At 42.5% G+C, this 21868-nt stretch carries 20 protein-coding genes and 5 pseudogenes; 10 read left to right on the top strand and 15 right to left on the bottom strand.

Going from position 1 to position 21868, the window contains the following annotated elements; all coding sequences use genetic code 11:
• Window positions 1-36 precede the first annotated feature (36 nt).
• The 12 genes and pseudogenes from atpD to TT11_RS03995 form a co-directional block, all read right to left on the bottom strand.
• Window positions 37-1461, bottom strand: a complete 1425-nt coding sequence (gene atpD, locus TT11_RS04050; protein WP_261863364.1) for a F0F1 ATP synthase subunit beta — start codon at window positions 1459-1461, stop codon at window positions 37-39.
• Between the two features lie 38 nt (window positions 1462-1499).
• Window positions 1500-2381 carry a F0F1 ATP synthase subunit gamma gene (atpG, locus tag TT11_RS04045; RefSeq protein ID WP_101205955.1) on the bottom strand — a complete coding sequence of 294 codons (882 nt, stop codon included), beginning with the start codon at window positions 2379-2381 and terminating at the stop codon, window positions 1500-1502.
• A gap of 216 nt (window positions 2382-2597) precedes the next feature.
• On the bottom strand, window positions 2598-4142 hold the full coding sequence (atpA, locus tag TT11_RS04040; protein WP_057762002.1) for a F0F1 ATP synthase subunit alpha: 1545 nt from the start codon (window positions 4140-4142) through the stop codon (window positions 2598-2600).
• 93 nt (window positions 4143-4235) lie between these two features.
• Complete coding sequence (locus tag TT11_RS04035; protein ID WP_261869166.1) at window positions 4236-4859, bottom strand: F0F1 ATP synthase subunit delta; 624 nt, start codon at window positions 4857-4859, stop codon at window positions 4236-4238.
• A 13-nt stretch (window positions 4860-4872) separates the two neighbouring features.
• Window positions 4873-5344: pseudogene (locus TT11_RS04030) on the bottom strand (F0F1 ATP synthase subunit B).
• A gap of 117 nt (window positions 5345-5461) precedes the next feature.
• Window positions 5462-5710, bottom strand: coding sequence for a F0F1 ATP synthase subunit C (gene atpE, locus TT11_RS04025; RefSeq protein WP_010197960.1), 249 nt, complete (start codon window positions 5708-5710; stop codon window positions 5462-5464).
• Window positions 5711-5743: 33 nt separating this feature from the next.
• Window positions 5744-6611: pseudogene (gene atpB, locus TT11_RS04020) on the bottom strand (F0F1 ATP synthase subunit A).
• 677 nt (window positions 6612-7288) lie between these two features.
• A complete protein-coding gene (locus tag TT11_RS16630) occupies window positions 7289-7501 on the bottom strand; it encodes an ATP synthase subunit I (protein ID WP_305079958.1) in 213 nt (70 codons plus the stop codon).
• The gene (locus tag TT11_RS04010; RefSeq protein WP_261869164.1) at window positions 7446-7688 is read right to left on the bottom strand and encodes a hypothetical protein; all 243 of its coding nucleotides are present in this window, start codon (window positions 7686-7688) and stop codon (window positions 7446-7448) included. Before TT11_RS04010 ends, TT11_RS16630 begins: the two co-directional genes overlap by 56 nt.
• 277 nt (window positions 7689-7965) lie before the next feature.
• Window positions 7966-8304 (bottom strand): hypothetical protein, encoded by a 339-nt coding sequence (locus TT11_RS04005; RefSeq protein WP_261869163.1) that lies wholly within the window; start codon window positions 8302-8304, stop codon window positions 7966-7968.
• A gap of 18 nt (window positions 8305-8322) precedes the next feature.
• Window positions 8323-8601 (bottom strand): metal ABC transporter substrate-binding protein, encoded by a 279-nt coding sequence (locus tag TT11_RS04000; protein WP_261869162.1) that lies wholly within the window; start codon window positions 8599-8601, stop codon window positions 8323-8325.
• Window positions 8577-8861: a hypothetical protein gene (locus tag TT11_RS03995; protein ID WP_261869161.1), complete on the bottom strand. Its 285-nt coding sequence runs from the start codon at window positions 8859-8861 to the stop codon at window positions 8577-8579. Before TT11_RS03995 ends, TT11_RS04000 begins: the two co-directional genes overlap by 25 nt.
• 211 nt (window positions 8862-9072) lie before the next feature.
• Here TT11_RS03995 and TT11_RS16990 point away from each other — a divergent pair.
• From TT11_RS16990 to gluQRS, 7 genes and pseudogenes are all read left to right on the top strand, one after another.
• A pseudogene (locus TT11_RS16990) lies at window positions 9073-9650 on the top strand (Fur family transcriptional regulator).
• A 138-nt stretch (window positions 9651-9788) separates the two neighbouring features.
• On the top strand, window positions 9789-10526 hold the full coding sequence (locus TT11_RS03980) for a metal ABC transporter ATP-binding protein (RefSeq protein WP_370587778.1): 738 nt from the start codon (window positions 9789-9791) through the stop codon (window positions 10524-10526).
• 112 nt (window positions 10527-10638) lie between these two features.
• Window positions 10639-11427: a metal ABC transporter permease gene (locus tag TT11_RS03975; RefSeq protein ID WP_261869158.1), complete on the top strand. Its 789-nt coding sequence runs from the start codon at window positions 10639-10641 to the stop codon at window positions 11425-11427.
• A 333-nt stretch (window positions 11428-11760) separates the two neighbouring features.
• Window positions 11761-12132, top strand: coding sequence for a metallophosphoesterase (locus TT11_RS03970; RefSeq protein WP_261869157.1), 372 nt, complete (start codon window positions 11761-11763; stop codon window positions 12130-12132).
• Window positions 12080-12601, top strand: a complete 522-nt coding sequence (locus tag TT11_RS03965) for a hypothetical protein (RefSeq protein WP_261869156.1) — start codon at window positions 12080-12082, stop codon at window positions 12599-12601. Before TT11_RS03970 ends, TT11_RS03965 begins: the two co-directional genes overlap by 53 nt.
• A 494-nt stretch (window positions 12602-13095) precedes the next feature.
• Window positions 13096-13533: an RNA polymerase-binding protein DksA gene (gene dksA, locus TT11_RS03960; protein WP_057762021.1), complete on the top strand. Its 438-nt coding sequence runs from the start codon at window positions 13096-13098 to the stop codon at window positions 13531-13533.
• A gap of 230 nt (window positions 13534-13763) precedes the next feature.
• Window positions 13764-14770 (top strand): annotated as a pseudogene (gene gluQRS / locus TT11_RS03955) (tRNA glutamyl-Q(34) synthetase GluQRS).
• A 136-nt stretch (window positions 14771-14906) separates the two neighbouring features.
• Here gluQRS and TT11_RS03950 read toward each other — a convergent pair.
• From TT11_RS03950 to murD, 3 genes and pseudogenes are all read right to left on the bottom strand, one after another.
• Window positions 14907-15887, bottom strand: a pseudogene (locus TT11_RS03950) (FtsW/RodA/SpoVE family cell cycle protein).
• Window positions 15823-16104 carry a hypothetical protein gene (locus TT11_RS03945; protein WP_261869155.1) on the bottom strand — a complete coding sequence of 94 codons (282 nt, stop codon included), beginning with the start codon at window positions 16102-16104 and terminating at the stop codon, window positions 15823-15825. The pseudogene TT11_RS03950 and the gene TT11_RS03945 overlap by 65 nt, the downstream one beginning before the upstream one ends.
• Window positions 16105-16385: 281 nt before the next feature.
• Window positions 16386-17810, bottom strand: a complete 1425-nt coding sequence (murD, locus tag TT11_RS03940) for a UDP-N-acetylmuramoyl-L-alanine--D-glutamate ligase (RefSeq protein WP_261869154.1) — start codon at window positions 17808-17810, stop codon at window positions 16386-16388.
• A 670-nt stretch (window positions 17811-18480) separates the two neighbouring features.
• Between murD and TT11_RS03935 the strand changes: the two genes are divergently transcribed.
• The 3 genes from TT11_RS03935 (at window position 18481) to TT11_RS03925 (ending at window position 21827) form a co-directional block, all read left to right on the top strand.
• Complete coding sequence (locus TT11_RS03935; protein ID WP_261869153.1) at window positions 18481-19980, top strand: SulP family inorganic anion transporter; 1500 nt, start codon at window positions 18481-18483, stop codon at window positions 19978-19980.
• 254 nt (window positions 19981-20234) lie between these two features.
• Window positions 20235-21008 (top strand): universal stress protein, encoded by a 774-nt coding sequence (locus TT11_RS03930; protein ID WP_261869152.1) that lies wholly within the window; start codon window positions 20235-20237, stop codon window positions 21006-21008.
• Window positions 21009-21488: 480 nt separating this feature from the next.
• Window positions 21489-21827, top strand: coding sequence for a P-II family nitrogen regulator (locus tag TT11_RS03925; RefSeq protein ID WP_010197981.1), 339 nt, complete (start codon window positions 21489-21491; stop codon window positions 21825-21827).
• The last annotated feature ends 41 nt before the right edge of the window (window positions 21828-21868 follow it).

Below are 21868 nucleotides of genomic sequence, written 5' to 3'. Positions count from 1 at the left end.
TACTCGTTAGCTTATGCTTATACAACTTACGCTGACTTAGACTTCATTTTTTTCAGCTTTAGCGACTACTTCATCGATGCTGCCAGCCATGTAGAACGCCTGCTCTGGTAGGTCATCGTATTCACCAGCAATGATTGCTTTAAAGCTAGCAATGGTATCGCGTAGTGGCACGTATTTACCAGGTGCACCAGTGAAGACTTCGGCTACGTGGAATGGCTGAGACAAGAAGCGCTGAATCTTACGAGCACGATAAACAACCAGTTTATCTTCTTCTGATAACTCATCCATGCCCAAGATAGCGATGATGTCTTTAAGCTCTTTATAACGCTGTAGAACTTCCTGAACACCACGAGCAACATTGTAATGATCTTCGCCGATTACTTGTGGATCTAACTGACGCGACGTTGAATCCAATGGATCAACCGCAGGATAGATACCTTGTGATGCGATATCACGGCTTAGTACAACTGTTGCATCCAAGTGAGCAAACGTTGTAGCAGGTGATGGATCGGTCAAATCATCCGCAGGTACGTATACCGCCTGAACTGAAGTAATAGAGCCTGACTGAGTTGACGTAATACGTTCTTGTAATAAGCCCATCTCTTCAGCTAGTGTTGGCTGATAACCAACCGCTGACGGCATACGACCAAGTAGTGCTGATACTTCTGTACCCGCTAGTGTATAACGGTAGATGTTATCAACAAACAATAGTACGTCACGACCTTTGCCAGTAACAGGATCTTTAGTATCACGGAAGTACTCAGCCATGGTCAAACCAGACAGTGCAACACGTAAACGGTTACCCGGTGGCTCATTCATCTGGCCATATACCATTGCTACTTTAGACTTACTGAAGTCTTCAGTGTTTACAACGCCAGCTTCCTGCATTTCGTGATAGAAATCGTTACCTTCACGAGTACGCTCACCAACACCAGCAAATACTGACAAACCTTCATGTTTTAAAGCGATGTTGTTAATCAGCTCCATCATGTTAACGGTTTTACCAACACCGGCACCACCGAACAGACCAACTTTACCACCTTTAGCAAACGGGCAAAGTAGATCGATAACTTTAATACCAGTCTCTAGTAGCTCAGTGCTGTTTGACTGATCCGCGTAGCTTGGCGCTTCACGGTGGATAGACCATTTTTCGTCAGCAACAACAGGACCTTCTTCATCGATAGGACGACCAAGAACATCCATGATGCGACCTAGCGTACCAGTACCTACAGGCACAGAAATAGGTGCACCAGTATTAGTAACCGGTAGGTTACGCTTTAAACCTTCGGTTGAACCCATTGCAATAGTACGTACAATACCGTCACCTAGCTGTTGCTGTACTTCTAGGGTAGTTTCGGTACCGTCTACTTGCAAGGCATCAAAAATTTGAGGAACTTCATTACGGTTGAACTCAACGTCAAGAACCGCGCCAATAATCTGTACAATACGACCGCTACTCATTGCGTTCTCCTTGAACTTCTATATATAGGTGTAGTCAATTATGAAACAGCAGCAGCACCGCCAACGATTTCCGAGATTTCTCGGGTAATCGCCGCTTGACGCAGCTTGTTATAAACCAACTGTAAATCGTTAATAAGGTCACCAGCATTATCTGTTGCCGCTTTCATCGCAACCATACGTGAAGACTGCTCAGAGGCAATGTTTTCCATTACCGCTTGATAAACAATCGACTCAATATAGCGACCAAGCAATTCATCAATTAACGTCTTGATGTCAGGCTCGTAGATATAATCCCAGCTAAGTTCTGTCTGTAGACCACTGTCTTCATCATCAAATGACTGCTCTGGTAGAGGAACCAACTGATTAACCGTTGGTTTCTGAGTCATTGCATTGACGAATCGGTTATAGACTACATAAATACGGTCAATATTGCCGTTATTATAGTCTTCAAGCATCGCTTGAACCGGTGCATTCAATTGTTCAAACGTTGGTTTATCGCCATAATCGGTCACAGCCGACGTAACTTTACCACCAAAGTTTTTGAAGAAACTCACACCTTTGGCACCGATGACTGCAAACTCAGCCTGTACAGACTGATCTTGATAATCTTGGATACTTTTAGTTAGGGCTTTGAATAAGTTAATATTCAAACCACCCGCTAGGCCACGGTCAGAGGTAATGACAATATAGCCAACCTTATTGACTGGACGCGATACCATATACGGATGTTTATAGTCTGATGAGGCATGCACCAAATGTGAAATAACCCGGCGCATACTATCAGCATACGGGCGACCCACGTCCATGCGCTCTTGCGCACGGCGCATTTTACTTGCCGCTACCATTTGCATAGCACGAGTAATTTTCTGGGTGCTTTTAATACTGGTGACTTTGGCACGTATCTCTTTTAAGCTTGCCATAATGATTCCAATATAAGAGGGTTAAAAAGCATTGGCGCATGCGACAATCGTTTGATATACAACATCAGTCCTACAGAATAACATTTTATATCTTGTGGCATTACGCGATCTAATACCGATAATGGTTAAAACAGTGGCGCAAATATCTGGTCAGACAACGCGCCACTTTATCAGCTCTAAGCTACAGTTATAACCAATTCGGCTTAACCCGTTAAATTAATAACTGTGATTTTGTTTAAAGGTCTCTAGAGATGACTTTAAACGACCTGCGATATCATCATTGTAGTTCGCAGTGTCATCAATCTCACGCATCAATTCACTTTGCTCATCATGCATATAACGTAGGTACGCTTCTTCGAAAGAACCAATCTTTTCGACAGGTACGTCAGCTAAGAAGCCTTCGTTTGAAGCATAGATAACGGCTGCTTGCTCAGAGATTGACATCGGCTGATACTGCTTCTGCTTCATCAATTCAGTCACACGCTCACCATGATCAAGCTGTTCGCGAGTTGCGTCATCAAGATCTGATGCGAACTGAGCAAATGCTGCTAATTCACGATATTGAGCTAGAGCGGTACGAATACCACCAGATAGCTTTTTGATGATCTTAGTCTGAGCGGCACCACCAACACGAGATACCGAGATACCAGCGTTTACTGCTGGACGGATACCTGAGGCGAACAAGCTAGACTCTAGGAAGATCTGACCATCAGTGATCGAAATCACGTTGGTTGGTACGAATGCAGATACGTCACCAGCTTGTGTTTCAATGATTGGTAGTGCGGTTAAAGAACCAGTTTTACCTTTCACTTCACCGTTAGTGAACTTTTCTACATAATCAGCATTTACACGTGATGCACGCTCAAGTAGGCGTGAGTGTAAATAGAATACGTCACCAGGATAAGCTTCACGACCTGGCGGACGACGTAATAGTAGTGAAATCTGACGATAAGCAACTGCTTGCTTTGATAAATCATCAAATACAATCAGTGCATCTTCACCGCGGTCACGGAAGTATTCGCCCATCGTACAACCTGAGTACGGTGCGATATACTGAAGTGCTGCAGGCTCTGATGCTGAAGCAACCACAACAGTGGTATATTCTAGTGCGCCAGTTTGCTCAAGCTTACGTACTACGTTAGCGATAGTCGAACGTTTCTGTCCGATAGCCACGTATACACATTTAATGCCTGAAGCTTTCTGTGCGATGATCGCATCGATAGCCATTGCTGTTTTACCAGTCTGACGGTCACCAATGATAAGCTCACGCTGACCACGACCGATTGGAATCATGGTATCAACAGCTTTATAACCAGTCATTACTGGTTGATCTACTGATTGACGGTCGATAACGCCTGGAGCGATCTTTTCGACTTTATCAGTCATTTTGGCATCGATAGGACCTTTGCCATCAATAGGATTACCCAAAGCATCAACAACACGGCCTAACAGCTCAGGACCTACTGGTACTTCAAGAATACGACCAGTACAATAGGCTTTTTGACCTTCTTGCAGCTTTAGGTAATCACCAAGTACTACCGCGCCAACAGAATCACGCTCTAAGTTAAGCGCCATTCCGTAGATTTCGCCTTCAAACTCAATCATTTCGCCGTACATGGCATCTTCAAGACCATGAATCTGCACGATACCGTCAGATACTTTGACAATCGTGCCTTCATTCTTTGCAGTTGCACCCGCATCAAGGTCTTGAATACGCTGCTTAATCAGGTTACTGATTTCCGCTGGATTCAATTGTTGCATTGCCTTGTTTCCTTTAATTTATGATAACCCGCCCACTGACTTAATTGCTCTTATAATCATACAGCCAATATTTGACTATATTGATGATTGGCATTAGGCAGTTAGCTGTGTTTTTAACTGTTGTAACTTGCCGCGCATCGAATCATCAATGACTTTGTCACCGACTTTGATTGTAGCGCCTGCCAATAGACTTGGATCAACTGATTCGTGAATCACCACACTCGCATTTAGCGAGGCAGCAAGACGTGCTTGAATCGTTTCACGTTGAGCGTCAGTCAATGGGTAGGCAGAGGTCACATATGCGTCAAGCTGCTTTAAGCTTATTGCCTTGTGACGGCGATAATGCTCATAAACTTCAGGAAGCAGCGCCAGACGCTCTTGTTCTGATAACTGTTTAACGAAGTTACTAAGTGCTACTGATACTTTTGGATAGCTTACGTTACTGTCAAGGCTAGTCCCTTGAGCTTCGCTTAATAACTGCTTGAAAGCAGAATCATTAGCGCTAGCTACTTGCGTATCATAAAGATCGACCAAAGCAGCTGACTTATGCTCAGCAGAAACAGCTGGATTGTCTAGCCAAGTACTGAACGACTTGTCATTGACAACAGTGCTAGCAACAAGTAAGAAGTTTTCCCACTCGTTGACTGCGCCGTTTTCGTTGGCATAGTCAAACGCGGCTTTAGCGTACGGTCGTGCTAAGGTTGATAAGTCAGCCATTATATCCTCACAATTACAGCTTCGCCGCCAGTTGGTCTAACATACTGGCATGTTTTTGCACATCGACTTTGTCTTGCAAAATCTTCTCTGCACCAAGTACAGCCAGTTCAGCAACTTGGGCACGCAATGATTCACGCGCTTGATTGATTTCTTGATCGATAGATGCTTGCGCTTGTTGACGAATGCGCTCGCCTTCCGCTTGGGCTTGCGATTTTGCATCTTCGACGAGCTGATTGGCACTCTTGTTCGCTTGCTCGATTAGAGCGGCAGCCTTGGTCTTTGCAAGATCAAGTTCCTGCTGGACATTTTGCTCCGCGGTCGCCAAATCTGCTTTTGCTTTTTCTGCGGCATTCAGACCTTCAGCAATTTTACGCTGACGCTCATTGATGGCACCGATAAGTGGTGGCCACACGAATTTCATGCAAAAAAATCACAAATATTGCAAAAGCAATGGCTTGACCGACGAGGGTAAAATTGATATTCACGTGATCACCTCTTTGTTAATGAAAAATCAGTTTCATTGATCATGTTTGGTAGTCAAATCTTGACTATATTTGATAGAAAGTCTCCGAATACCAAACATTTACAACTGAGCTTTCGGATTAACCTGCTAGAGGGTTAGCGAACAACAATAGCATAGCAATACCAACACCGATCATCGGAATAGCATCAAGAAGACCTGCTACGATGAACATACGAGTTTGCAATTGTGAGCCAAGCTCTGGTTGACGCGCAACGCCTTCTAAGAATTTTCCACCTAGAATAGCAAAACCAATACCTGTGCCAAGTGCGCCAAGACCGATAAGTAGTGCTACTGCGATAACTGTGTAACCACCTAATACTGGATCCATTGATGTATCCTCATTTACCTATTGAATGTCTAATTAATGTTCAGTTGATGATGCAAGCGACATGTAAACTATCGTCAGCATCATGAATACGAACGCTTGAAGTGTAATAACTAAGATGTGGAAGATAGCCCACGGTACCGATAACGCCCATTGAATCCAAAACGGCATTAGAGCAATCAGTATGAAAATCAATTCCCCAGCATACATGTTGCCGAATAGACGCAAACCAAGTGATACAGGTTTGGCTATTAGAGTAACTGCTTCTAGGATGAAGTTGATGGGAATCAAAATCGCTTGTACGATTGGGTTTTTGGCGCCAAACGGATGTAGTGTTAACTCACCGATAAAGCCCCCCAAACCTTTTTCTTTAATGCTATAAAAGATAATCAGTGCAAAGACAGAGAACGACATGCCAAGCGTGATGTTAGGATCAGTCGTTGGAACGATCTTAAAGAAAACATGATGTGGATCATGGCCCATAGCGGCACCGATTTGCCCAGCAATACCTGGAATGAAATCAACAGGTATTAAATCCATCAAGTTCATCAAAAAGATCCAGACAAAAATGGTCAACGCCAATGGCGCAATCAGTTTTGATGTACCACTGTATGAATCACGAACGTTGTTATCAACAAACTCAACGATCATCTCAACTGCTGCCTGAGTTTTTCCTGGCACGCCTGAAGTGACTTTTTTTGGCAACCATCCAAAAGACGGCGCAAAATAAGATACCTAGACCAATCGACCATAGCATAGAATCAAGATGGATAGCGTTAAAGCCCATTACCCCTGCTTCTTCAGCAGTATGAGCAACTTTCCAACCTTCGCCCGGCAGATAGCCATACGTCCAATTCGTTAAGTGGTGAGAGATATATTCTGATGATGTTTGCTCGGATGCCATAATGTAAGCTTCTTATTAATCAACGATTTAATCAACTACCAAAAATATGGTTGTCATCTGATGAGGTGTAGTATTTATATCTATCTTGCTATTAAGCAAATAAATAAACCGTACTAAATCACTCATGTAACCAACAACATCCAACCCATAGTTCTATTACTAATATGCAGTATTTGATAGCGTGAGATAAATTTTAGCTATCAAAAAAGGGCTTATGATAACTCAGTAATAGCCCTTGCATTTTTATACGCAAAATTATTATATATGTGCTTGCCCACTGACCGTTTTTTTACGATCGGCGCTTAATGTAGCGCTTATAAGCAAAATATTTAGCCGCCTATATTAATGCAGCGTTGTATTCGTGTAAAGTCAATTGTGATTTTTTTATCCACTGTATGAATAAGTTAGCCACCAGTTTTACTTGCTAATATAACCACTAACCATAATTAGATAACCGTACTCTAATTATCAGCGATACAGATAGTTGAATAACCCCTACCCTCTCACTGCATACTACGTCTAACATTGAGACTCATAGTGCGGTCTTTATAATCACTGGTGCTATCCTAAGACAGCGTTGTGCTTCGACTTTTCGAACTAGTCATAGAGAAGCTGGACGGCAGGGTGACTTGCCAGTACTATTAATAAACCATCTGTTTAGCGATCATTTATTAGCGCTAGCGTATATGCCACAACATCCAACTGTGACTAATTTGCATTACCATAAAACCGATAAACAGCGCTGGCGCAGATAGGGGTTGTACGGTAATAAAAATTAGTGCAAAACCAAACACGGTCAATAACCATTTTGACATCTGACCCCGATATAGCTGGCTAACGATGTGTTGGCGCGCGCGATATCCGGTGTACCAAAAAAATAAAAAACGCAAATACTGCTTGAGTGATAAAACTTAGTAGCGCACCAATTGCAGTGCTTTTTGCTATCGTAAGCTCACTATGTAACCAAATAGTATCTACTATCCAAGCAATGATAATAAGGATAAATAGTATCCATGCTTGTCGTTTAATATAGATGCCAATCTTGTCTTTTTGCGTGCGTTTGGCAGGCTTGGTCATCGGTATTCCTATAGCCCTTACAGCATTGGGACAATATATCATACTTATGATAATTTTATCCGTGAATGACTTACTCCACAGGCATTACCTTTCGGCCAAAATAAAACGCTACTTATTATAGGTAGAGCGTAACTATTAAGCAAGTAAAATATGACTTTTATCAGTCACCTAACGCATTTTGCTAAGATTATTATATTACGTAGTCTGTAATAAATGCTTAAAGCGAAGCTATACAACCAACTCAAACAATCCTAGCAAATTGCTGTTTTTGATTACATTATGAGATACATTGATATATCTGTTTGGCCATACTCTGCCAACCGCTGATAAAGTCATCGCTACTACTCATATCTTCAGGTTGTACCGTACTCTTCACTGGTTGTAGCTTCGCAAGTAAGCCCTTTGCCGGCTCACTTGGACTAACCAAACACATTTGCTTGGCTGGGCGCTGCTCATTCAACCAACGGAGTTGGCTTGCTTTGGGTGATAGATGATGATCTACGCTAAGGCTACCAACGAGCGTTAAGTGTAAGCTGTCTTCGATATATTGATAAGCATCATGATAGGCCCAATAAGGTCGTGTTTTTGAGGCACTTTTAATAGAGGTTTGCTCCAATGCAGTAACTTTTTTTATCTAGTTGCTGTGCAAATTTTTTTTCGCGTTGGCTTGGTATAGGTCTTTATATTGCGGATTGGCATGGCTATGAATCACAGCCAATGCACGGGTAATGGCTTTGGCATTTTCAGGGTCTAACCAAATATGTGTATCTAGTGTACCCGCGATAGCGTCGCCCTTTATATCACGTAATGGATGACGATTGAATGCATCAAACTCAAATAAAGCAATGGCATTTGGGGCTGTTTTTAGACTTGCTGCTAGATTGTTTTCTAGCGGCTCACCAAACCATACCACAAACTTACTGTCTTTGATTGACTTGATATCACCTGGCTGATACTACCATGATGTCCCACCTCCCCCGTTTGCAACAATCGTTTGGCTGACGGCGCGCCTTCTGTTACTGCTTCACTTAACAAGAATAGCGGATAATTGCTAACACTGACCGTTGCAGCTTGTGCACTCAGTGTGAAAGACCCTAGGACTATCAATCCTGTCATTAGCAAGCGCTGTAATGTGATAAGCGAACGTACGGAGTAAGTAAAAACAGCGTTCATAGTAAGCTCTTTTATTGTTAGATAGCATTGTTGGATAACGAACGTATGAGTAATAGTATCTTGCCCCACTCCTGTAAAAAGGGTAGATATACAAGACTACTAGTAAGACAATTCACTCAGTTCTTATTTTAGTATGTTATACTATAACAATAAAAAACGCTATCATAAAAAATGTCATGCGATTACCATGCTATTTTTAGGAGCTTGTACCATGTCTATTACTTCATCGATTTGCGAACATTTGCATGATGTGCAAGATCTGACTCCGCATGATGTTCATGAACGCTTAGCAGCAGCTAAAGAACATTGTCGTCTAAATGGCGCGCGCTTTACGCTTTTGCGTCAGCAGATATATCAATTGGTCTTGGAGCAGATCAGCCCGTCGGCGCTTATGACCTAATCACTCAGTTGCAGCAAATGCGACTGTCTATACCTGATAACAGCGATATTCAAAAAGTAGCGAGCTCACCAACACTGTCAGTAGACACTAATACAACCAAAAAACAAGCGCCGAAAAATGTCGCGCCGCCAACGGTTTATCGCAGTTTAGAATTTTTGCTAAGTGAAGGGTTGATTCATCAGTTGACCTCTATCAATGCTTATGTTCCTTGCTGTCATCCTCGCGCCCAGCATACAGCCGCATTCTTGATCTGCGATCAGTGTCAACGTGTGCAAGAATGCAGCAGTCTACCCGTTCAAGAAATGATGAGCTTTGCCGAGCAAGATGTGGGGTTTGTGGTTGAGCGTAGTGTTATTGAGCTTAGCGGTCGTTGCCAAGCTTGCCAGTAAAATTAAAGCTACTATAGTTTGTGTAAACGTTTTAAGCAAGATTCGTCGATTGTCTATTTACCTATGCGTTGTCATATTATGAATATCTCTACCCTACCTTCTAATCAGTTAAATACTACTGTTGCGAATAGCAGTACTGTGAGTAATGCTGACAAATTATTGAGCTTAAACAATATCAGTTACCATATTGGGCCTCAACGTCTGCTCTCTCACATAGATATCGACATTGCTGTTAATGAGACGGTCAGCCTTATCGGTCCCAATGGTGCTGGTAAGTCAACGCTAGTCAAACTTATTTTAGGTTTAATTGAGTCAACTGATGGCTCTATGACAGCACATCAGCCGCTACAGCTTGGCTACGTACCGCAGCGATTTGCTGTGCCACCGATATTGCCATTGCGCGTTTGCGACTTGTTGGCGCAAGCAGATAAGAAACGTCTAACCCCTGAGCAGCGGCAGTTTATTTTTGATAACTTATCATTAACGCATTTACTGTCACGGCAGATGTTGCATTTATCAGGTGGTGAGACGCAGCGCGTACTATTGGCCAGAGCGCTACTAGACAAACCCAATTTGCTTATTTTAGACGAGCCGATGCAGGGTCTCGATCCTGATACTGAAGTTTGGCTATATCAGTTCATTGATGAGCTGCCTGATTTCTTACGTTGCGCCATGCTGGTGGTGTCTCATGATTTGCACTGGGTCATGAAAGGCAGCCGCCGCGTTATTTGTTTGAATAAGCATATTTGCTGTGAAGGACAACCAAGCGAGCTGGCTATTAGTACTGAATTTCAAAAGCTATTTGGTCATCATTATGAACAGCCATACGTGCATCAGCATCATGCCTGCGAACACCATGCACCAAGCGAGTTATAGCGTTAGTAATCAAGGTTCAAAATTGTCGAAATCCAGCTCATTAAAGCCAAAACTATTAAACATATAAATAATACGGCTTTACTCTTTATAAAAATTTTTACGGACATTCATTATGACTGCTTGGTTAGCCATCATTGCGCCTGCTTGGATCGCTGGCAGTATATTAGCGTTATTATCAGCGCCGTTAGGTTGCTTGGTATTGTGGCGGCGTATGGCGTTTTTCGCCGATGCCTTAGCTCATGGCACGTTGCTAGGTGTGGCTTTGGCTGTGTGGTGGCAATTACCAATGGGTATCGGCATTGCATTGGTCAGTGTCATGGTCGTACTGGGACTGGTCTTGATTGATGATGAGCGTCTGCCAGTGGATGCTGTATTGGCAGTCGTGTCAGTGTCTCTCCTGTGCCTAGGCTTACTGGCTTTGACCCAATTGACTGACCAACAGGCCAATGTGCTCGGATTTTTATTCGGCAATTTGCTAGATCTCGATTGGGCAGATTTGCCTTTGCTTGCTGGTAGCGTATTAGCTGGCTTGGGACTGCTTATCTACATTTGGCCTGCGCAAATCAAGCTTGCAACGCATGAAGCATTGGCACGTATTCAAGGTATCAACCCAACACGGCAACGGCTGTTTTTTATGGGTGTACTGGCAGGGTTTTGTGCGATTGCTCTACAGGCGGTTGGTAGTCTATTAATCAGCGGATTATTAGTGCTACCTGCACTGACCGCACGTCTATGGTCAGCATCGCCAAAACAAATGGTGATTATAGCGTTGATAGTCGCTCAACTGGGTGTGACACTTGGCGTGTGGGGCAGTATTTGGTTAGACATTCAAACAGGTCTTTCTATCGTCTTGATATTAGCTGCTTTATTTTTTTACTGCACTCATTTTTTTCGAAGTTAATAAAGATAAAACTTTAGTTAGCGTCGCTGTAAATACGTTATAATAAATAAAACATGACTGTTTTTCGCTATCTTTTTGTTCGACTTTATTTTATTAATATAATGAATACTTTAGCTCAATAATACTATAAGGTGGCTCTAGACTTTAAATTTGCTATTGCTAGTTGATAGTATAAATATTGTTGATTAGAGTTAAAGTAAGCTCAAGGCAAACGCTGTGCTCTTTTATAGTAGATTAATAATAATTATAAATACCCAGTGAAAAATAGTAGCTCATTTATCCATACTCGCGCTAACAATACTTATTGTTGTGATTCGATAAGGGACTGAACCAATGCCAAACTATCCTGCCAATAAGTTAAGCACCTCTGACCAAACGATAAATATCTTACAGATTACTGATTTGCACTTATCGACGCCTGTCTTTGTTGATGAGAATAATACCTATAATGATGACGTGACTTGTCAGCGTAGCTTTGAAGCAGTGCTTCAGCAGGCGCTTAGTGAAGATATTCGCTGTGATTTGATTATTGTGACCGGTGACTTGGTCAATCGAGTAAAGTCTTCAATTTATGATCATATCTTTACTGTATTACAGGCGACTCAGATTCCTTTTGCTTGTATTGCTGGTAATCATGATGTGACGGACGAGAATGGTAAAGACTTGCCATTTTTTTCAGCGAGAGCTTGTCGCTCAGCCTGCTGACTCACGTTTGTTAAGTCGTCATGTCATTGAGACTGAATACTGGCAGCTGTTGTTATTAGACTCCTCCATTTCTGGTAAGGTCGCAGGCGAGATTACGCCTGCTGATATCAATTGGTTATGTGAGAGACTCAGCAGCTGTGATAAGCCTGCATTGATCGCCCTGCACCATCATATTGTCCCAGTTGATTCTGATTGGATTGATACCCATATGGCAGAAAACACTGAGAGTTTTTGGCAGCATATGGCACCATTTGAACAGCTACAAGTAGTGATCAGTGGCCATACTCATCAAGAGCAAGTTCGACTGCGCCAAGGCGTCACGGTGTATAGCACGCCATCTACCTGCTATCAGTTCAAACCCTACGAAGATGATTTCTCTTATGATGAGCATGCATTACCAGGATATCGCTGGTTGCAATTAGCCAACAATGGAACAGTTGCAAGCTGGGTTGAAAGACTGGATACTTGATGCCCAGAATTATTGGTGCTGGTATAAGTCTTAGCCCTTTATACTTATAGCTTTCACCAATATTTTTGATAAAAAAACACAGTAATAAACAAATAAAATATGCATTCAGTATAAAAAAATCACTTCATTATTATTACAAACAATGATACAACTTATGAAATAAAGCAAGGGTGGCCCAATATCTAATATGAAGCCACTGCACGATAGCTAGGATGGCCCATTAACCACAAGCTCAGTTTTCACAATCAATGACCTACGGCATGCTTTAGACAGTATTATTAAATACCGAAGTTTATATAACAACTTATCTAACAATCGGTATATAACTGTCAAGATAGAAAGTCTACGATATTATTTGATCAGCTGTGTTACTTGTATTACCAAGTGGTGAAACGTTTGATAAAAGGACAAATTGTAGCGTTTGTAGCATTAATAACGTCTTGTCTTTTGATACGTCGTTTTATTGAATTAATTTGAAAAAGTAGGATACCCATATGAGCACCCTGACCACGAATCCGAGTGAAGTTAAATTTACTCCTTATGTGCCGGCCAAAGACGAAGAGTATATGTCTGATGCGCAGTTGGAGCACTTTAAGGCTATTTTATTGGATTGGAAAAACCAACTGATTGGCGAAGCGGATCGTACTAAAAACTACATCCAAGATGAGTCAAGCGCCATGCCAGACATCAATGACCGTGCCACTCAAGAAGAAGAGTTTGCATTGGCATTACGTACTCGCGACCGTGAGCGCAAACTTATCCGCAAAATCGACAAATCTATGTTAGAAATCGAAAATGATGACTATGGATTTTGTGAGACTTGTGGTGTAGAGATTGGATTACGTCGCCTTGAAGCACGTCCAACCGCTACTCAATGTATCGACTGCAAAACCTTATCTGAAATCAAAGAACGTCAAAACCAAGGCGCTTAGATCAGATATTACAGATATAAATGTCAGCAGAAGCGACCTTATAATAGGTCGCTTTTTGTATTTTAGACTGTCACTATTTTGCTGTATTGCTGACTTTGCTCTGACAAATACAATCGTCTAAATAATGACATGACTAACAAAACAATCTCATTTAATGAATATCTTTTGATACTCATATTTATTATTCTATCTTTATTACCTCTTATAGACAGCCATTTATTTTGAAAACAATGCCTACCACCATGCCAAATCAAACGCCACCATCACAGCCCATTGGCCGCTTTGCGCCTTCACCAACGGGTGAGTTACATCTCGGCTCTTTAACGACTGCGCTTGCCAGCTTCTGCCATATCAAATCAATCGGTGGTAAGTGGCTGCTGCGTATGGAAGATACTGATACTGAACGCTGCGATAGACAGTTCACTGAGCAAATTTTGATGGATCTTGAGGCACTTGGGCTACATTGGGATGGTGATGTCATTTATCAGTCTGAGCGCATTGATATCTACAACGATTATCTATCATCATACCTAGGGCCGTTGACCTATGGCTGCCAATGCTCCCGTAAGGACTTAGAACAGTACTGGGCGCAAGAAGAGATAAGTAGAAACCATAGTCGTGCTAGCTTAGCTGCGCTGACCGACCAGACATCGTTAGACGAACAAGTTTCACCAATTGACCAAGTACAGCCAAATCGGCAGCGCTATCCACGTCGCTGTGTGGCATCTGACCTTGATAGACAACAGCATAAGCTACGTATTCAGCTACCAGACTATCGGATTGGCTTCAATGATGGTATTCAGGGACTACAATGGGATAATCCGCAGCAGACGTTAGGCGATATGGTCGCTCGTCGTCAGGATAACATGATTAACTATATACTGGCAGCCAGCTCGATGATGGTCTACAGCAGGTTACTCATATCATGCGTGGTCTCGATATTCTACCTATGACGACTGCGCAAATCGGTATCATGCAAGCCGCCCGCCTACCTACTATTGACCAATGGTATCATCTGCCATTGATTAATAATGCTGACGGCCAAAAACTCTCTAAGCAAAACCTTGCTCAACCAATCGACACATCAAACCCGAGTCAACTTATTGCTGAAGCACTATCGCTACTGCAGCAACCAAAGGTCGATATCGATACCCCAGAAAATATGCTTGAACAAGCCATTGCGCAATGGGATAACACCCCGCTACAAGGCAAGCAGCAGTTAAATTTATCTTATTAACAAATAGTTAATACATCAACAGCCGTAAAATAGACAATAAAAAGCGCCACTAAGAGTGACGCTTTTATTGCAATAATGCTAAACACTATTTACCGAAAATCTGAAGCTATGCAGAGACTATTATATATAGAGCCTATTAGTAATAACGGCATTGGCTTTTCTCGATTTCAGGGCTTTCTTTATATATCTTTAATAATAGCGCAACCATAACCAAGCTAATCAACATAGACGATCCACCATAACTAAAGAACGGCATAGTGAGACCTTTGGTTGGAATGGCACCCATATTCATCGCAGCGTTAATAATCGTCTGGGCAATAAATACCACGCCGATTCCGAAAGCGGTATAGCTCATACGCATTTGACGACGTTTTAGCGCATTGTAACTGATACGCATCGCACTACCGATGATCAACGCTTCAAGTATCAGTACCATACTGACACCGACAAACCCTAACTCTTCACCTGTAATGGCTAATAAAAAATCCGTATGTGCCTCAGGCAAATGCGACAGTTTCTGTACACTTTCGCCATAGCCAACACCCGTGAACTGGCCACGGCCAAAGGCAATCAAACTACGTGCGAGCTGATAATCAGTATCCTGCACATCGTCAAATGGATCCATAAACGACATCACACGCACCAGTCGGTATTCTGCCGTAGTCACCATCAAGACAGCCCCGCCAACAGCAGCAGCACCCAATGCTAAGAAATGCTTGTAAGGTGCCCCAGCGATATAAAAAAATCGCGAACAGCGTACCAATAATAACGACAAAAGAACCAAAATCTGGCTGCGACAATAGCAGTATCGTTATCAGCGCCACTACCAGCATAATTCGCAAGAAACCATCTAGCCATTACGAACTTCAAAAGATCGCCGCACCACAAAGTCAGATACAAACACAATCATGACCAGTTTGGCTAACTCAGCTACCTGAAAATTAAAGCCGCCTACTGTGAGCCAGCGTTTAGAGCCATTAATTGGTGTGCTAAACAACGTGGCAACAAGCAATAGCCCCGTGATGCCCAGCAAAGCAAACTGGGTCTCGGTCTTATATAGGGTGCGTAAAGACACGCCATAATAAGGAATGACCGCAACGATTAAACCAATCGTCATATACAACAGCTGATTCTTGAAAAAAATACAGCTCGGTCATACCGCGGCTGAGCGCAAAAGGAATAGAAGCAGAAGCCACCATCAGCAGACTAAGCACCATCATACAGCCGACGCTTGATAATAAAATTGCGCGCGCTGATGGCATAGACAGAACACCGTCTGAGCCAGAGGTTTGCTTGGTTTGGGGCGAGGAACGAAAAAAAGAAGAGAGCGCCATAATTTTATATACACTAACAAACGAAAAAAACACGGCGTCTATGAAACGCCACCGTTTAAAAAATCATAAAATAAATCGTACTAAATAGATGGTGATAGAAAACCTGTAACCCTCGGCAAACGCCTTAGCTAGCACCTATTTTAGTAATCAGGATTATATGCTTGACAGTAGCAGCAATCTATAAGCAAAACAATCATTTATCCAGAAAATACTGGCTGTTGCTAAAGGCGCGATATGTGCTATGCCAATCTATATAGCTGATTGACATATTCGGCTACTTATTAAGCTTCTGATTGTGCAGTATCTAATTGATTGACCAGTTGGCTAAAGTGGTCACCGCGAGCCGCATAACCACTATATTGGTCAAAACTAGCACAGGCAGGTGACAACAATACAGCCTGTACTTGCGATAAACTACTGGTAGTGACTTGTTGGATAGTCGCAAACGCATTCTCTAGTGTCTGACACTGATGTAGTGCGACATCATCACTCAATTTCGCAGCTCTTAGATGTTGTTCAATCTGCTGACCATCTTCACCAATGAACAAGACTTGGCTCACATATTGATTGATAAAAGGCGTTAATTCACCAAACTGTTGCCCTTTGCCTTGCCCGCCTAAGATTAATAATAGCTTACCGTCTTTTGGCGCATAGACTGCGCCCAAGCCTTCGATAGCGGCCATGGTCGAACCAATATTGGTACCTTTAGAATCATTGAAATAATCAATACCAGCAGCATTAGCCACATATTGGCAGCGGTGCTCAAGACCTGTGAACTGCTGCAAAGTAGTCAGCATACTCTCTAGCGGTAATCCTGCCAGCTCGCCAAGGGCCAGAGCCGCTTGTGCATTCAATAGATTATGACGACCTTTAATCAACAGTTTGTCTGCCGACAGTAATCGTTCTGTACCACGAGCAAGATAAGTTTGGCCCTCTGTGTCGGTAATAAGACCATACTGACCTTTATCAGGGGCATGAATACCGGTGCTAATTCTCGGTAGGTTGTCTGCGACCAATGGACGAGTCAGTGCATCTTCGCGGTTAATCATCACCGACTTGGCACCTTGGAAGATACGGTGTTTGGCTTGATGGTAACCGAGCATATCTCCATGACGATCTAAATGATCAGGCGACATATTGAGCACAGTCGCTATCTTTGCGCCCAAATTGGTGACGGTTTCTAATTGGAAACTAGACAGCTCAAGCACCGCAAGTTCCATATCAGTATTATCTAGCAATGTTAAAGCTGGTACACCGATATTGCCGCCGACACCCACATTAACGCCAGCATCTACCGCCATTTGACCAACTAACGTAGTGACTGTACTTTTAGCGTTAGAGCCTGTAATCGCTACGATGGGTGCGGTACACGCTTCACAGAACAGTTGAATATCACTGACTACAGGAATATTGGCTTGGCGAGCAGCAGCCACAGCGGCAGTTTCAAGAGAAATACCTGGGCTAATAATAATACGTGCGGCTTGCTGCAATAAATCGGCATCTATCCCACCAAACTGACGAATCTCTATCTCGGCTGGCAACTGATCGGCCAACTTAGGGGTAACTTGAGCATCAGTGACTGCGACTTGATAGCCTTGCTTGGCCAGATAATGCGCGACGGACAATCCAGACTGCCCCAAACCGACTACGACTTGTAGACCACTACCCTTATGAAGTAAGGTTTCTGTTGCTGTATTAGTGGTCATATCTATTCCTTCTATTAAACGAGAAAAATTGCATCAAATAAATCTGCTGTATAGCGACTCTAACCGACGCCGCTAAGATGTGCAGCATCTTAACGCCATCGTTCAGATTTCGGTACTGATTTTTTTATGACTTTATGCTATTATTCGCCTGTTTTTATATTAAGTGGCTAATGCTATAATAGTCAGCTTGATTAATATTTATCAGTATTTTGCTGAGCACATTGCTCAAGCATTTTAGTTTAGCATGTTGTCACATTTATCGCGCTATTGTCATGCCTCTTCATCAACGATTCTTGTTGTGATAAGGGTGTATCAGACAATTTTGATAATTTGACGAGTGATATATCACCTTCTATTACAGCAAGTGATTGCTGACTCTATATATTATTGTAGGTACATCTATCTAGTTGCCTATTTTAAGCAATCTTTTAAAAAAATATTTTTAGGTAATTTACTGCCCTTATCATCGTATTGATTATTGATGAGCGTATTTTTGATACCAAAAAAATCAGTAGATACCTCGGTTATTAGTTTCTCACAATTCAACACAGCAACATGACCTAGTGCATGTTGAAGTAAAAGAAAAATGAATAGCTATTATTAGCGACGCGATCATTTTATAAATGAGTAATGATTACTTTTTTTGCCTCTAACCCTATGTAGTTTACTTATGACATCTTTTATTGATAACTTGCGTGACGAGTGGTTTTCCAATGTTCGCGGTGACGTTTTATCGGGTTTGGTTGTAGCCCTAGCTCTTATTCCAGAAGCCATTGCCTTTTCTATTATCGCTGGTGTTGATCCAAAGGTTGGCTTATATGCCTCATTTTGTATCGCGGTAGTGATCAGTTTTGTCGGTGGTCGTCCTGGGATGATCTCAGCAGCGACAGGGGCTATGGCACTGGTCATGGTAGATTTGGTTGCTGACCATGGTCTACAATACTTGCTTGCCGCTACCTTATTGTGCGGTGGTATTCAAATTGTAATGGGTATCTTAAAACTTGGTAACCTGATGCGCTTTGTCTCTCGTTCAGTGGTGATTGGCTTCGTCAACGCTTTAGCGATTTTGATATTTGCCGCGCAATTACCAGAACTGAACCCCATGACTGAGCGTGTTGGCATGACCGTTTATATCATGACGGCAGCTGGTTTAGCGATTATTTATCTGTTTCCACTTATCCCTAAAATCGGTCGCATCGTTCCTTCACCGCTTATTTGTATTGTAGGTTTGACCGCTGTTGCAATGTATATGAATCTCGATATTCGCAATGTTGGCAGCATGGGTGATTTGCCAGATTCATTGCCAGTATTCTTGTTACCTGATATTCCGTTAAACCTAAATACCTTGCTGATTATTGCGCCCTACTCTATCGCGCTTGCCATTGTCGGTCTTTTAGAGTCTATGATGACAGCAACGATCGTCGATGAATTGACTGATACCCCAAGTGATAAAAACAAAGAGTGTCGTGGTCAAGGTATGGCTAATGTTGTATCAGGTTTCTTTGGTGGTATGGCAGGCTGTGCGATGATTGGCCAGTCAATGATTAACGTCAAATCGGGTGGTCGTACGCGTCTGTCTACTTTGATGGCTGGTGTCGTCCTTCTGATTATGGTCGTGTTCTTAAGTGAATGGGTCAGTCAAATTCCAATGGCAGCCTTGGTTGCAGTCATGATTATGGTATCGATTGGTACGTTTAACTGGCAATCTATTCGCGAGTTTAAGACGCATCCAATGTCATTTAATATCGTTATGCTAGCGACTGTATTGACTACCGTCTTTACTCACAACTTAGCTTACGGTGTCGGCGTAGGTGTCTTGCTATCTGCCTTGGCATTTGCCAATAAAATTGGTCAATTCTTAACCATCTTTAGTGAATATGATGACAGCAGCAATACCCGCTACTATTATGTTCAAGGGCAGGTATTCTTTGCCTCGACCACCCAGTTCTTGCATAGTTTCGATACCAAAGAAGCTGTAGACAGTATTCAGATTGATGTAAGCCAAGCACATTTTTGGGATGTCAGCGCTGTTGATACCTTAGACAAGCTAGTGATGCGCTTGCAACGTGAAGGTATTGATGTCAAAGTGGTAGGACTCAACAATGCGAGTCGAACACTGATTGATCGCTTCTCTGTTCATGACCGCCGAGACATTGGCTTGTTAGACTAAGCGACACTGCTAAGTAAATCTACGCGGTTGCCATGTGACTATATTATTAGTCTATGGATAATGTATCGGATATTAATAGACAGTTATATGGGTAAAAGGGTTGGATGTATTTTTCATACGCCAACCCTAAGCTGAGATAGCAGATTTTTATTATTAAAATGATGTGGTCGTTTTATGAGTAATTTAAAACCAGATAGTGTGATTGCTTGCTTGGACTGTCCTGATCATGTTCAAGCGGTATTAGAGGCCAGTATGTGGCTTCTATTCGCCTGCGTGCGCCTGTTGGCTTATTGCACTCAATGCCGAGCTTGCAGCAAAAAGCCGCTATTAATTATTCTGGTTGCCTCAATATTGATGACGAAAACGCTTTGCTCGAACAGTTCACATCCAAAGAGCATCTGAGCAACTGTGAACTAAAAGCGCAGGGGCGACTGCTATTATCTCAAGCGACCTCGTATTGTGAGCAGCAACGTCATAAGTTAAAGACATATACACTGCATCGTCATGAGAACCTCAATCAGAGCATTGATTACGTCGATGACCAAGCACAATTGATCGTTATAGGTCATCATGTCACCTGCAAATCAACACTGAGCCAACTCATTCGAGTCAGTCACTGCCCCATTTTGGTGACACATGCACCATTTTTGCCCCCTACTACCGCTTTATTTGCGTTTGATAACAGTCCAACATGCCATAAACTACTAAATTGGCTGTGTAAAACGCCACTGGTGCGTGCACTAACGGTTCATATTGTGATGGTCGGCAAGGAAACTTCTGATAACTGTGATGCGTTGCGTGAAGCCTACGCAAAGCTCAAACAGGCGGGTATTAAATCCAAAAAGACATTGCTGGACTGCCGTGATGTAGCTGCGGCTTTGAACTACTATCAAAATCAGCATGATATCGGTTTACTTATGACTGGGGCTTTTGGCCAATCTCGTCTACGCGAATTACTACAAGGTAGTGACACTAAAAAGCTATTGGTCAGCACAAAAACCCCTTATCTACTATTTCCTAAAGCATAACGACGTATATATAAACACGCCCAAACCCTTTGTCTACATAAGCGCGGGGGTCTGACTACCATGTTAGGCTCTGCCGCTTATCTCTATTTTCTCTCTACCTTTCCACCATTCATCTTTGATACGCTTGCATGAAAAGGCCAAGCTAACGACCAAACTCAAGTTAGCAAATCGTCACATGAAATAAAGGGATAGCCTCCCCAAGCACTCAAAAAGTTGGTTATAATAAAGTTTTCGTTAACCAAACGCTAAAGATTGATTCACCTTTATTATGCTTGTAGCGATGGCTCTAATCGTTGCATCGTAGCCCATACTCTATGTTACTACTGTTATTACTTTTTAATGAACAACGCCAATTCTACCTCCCCCCTTGAGTAGGTTGGCACAGTTCTTGAATAACTTACAGTAAGCAAGGCAGAGATATGATGATGCACCATAGTACTTCTATCAATCTGCGGCATCACACAAATAAGGAATTTTTTTATGAAGCTAATCACTGCGATCTTAAAACCGTTTAAGCTCGACGACGTGCGTGAAGCGCTTTCCGACATCGGTGTTAAAGGTGTCACTGTCACTGAAGTCAAAGGTTTCGGTCGTCAAAAAGGTCATACAGAGCTCTATCGCGGCGCAGAATACGTGGTGGACTTTTTACCTAAAGTAAAAGTCGAAGTCGCTGTGATCGACGAGATGGTTGAGCCTGCTATCGAGGCAATCACTCGTATCGCTAGCACTGGTAAAATTGGTGATGGCAAGATTTTCGTCACTGCACTTGAGCAAGTTATCCGCATCCGTACGGGTGAAACAGGACCTGACGCTATCTAAATTTGAAGACCTACCTACGGGCATAAACTTATAGGTACAGA

This window comes from Psychrobacter sp. JCM 18901 (assembly GCF_000586435.1).
Lineage (GTDB): Bacteria > Pseudomonadota > Gammaproteobacteria > Pseudomonadales > Moraxellaceae > Psychrobacter.
Note: the sequence above shows the minus strand (reverse complement) of the source record. Positions and strands in the feature narration are given on the sequence as shown.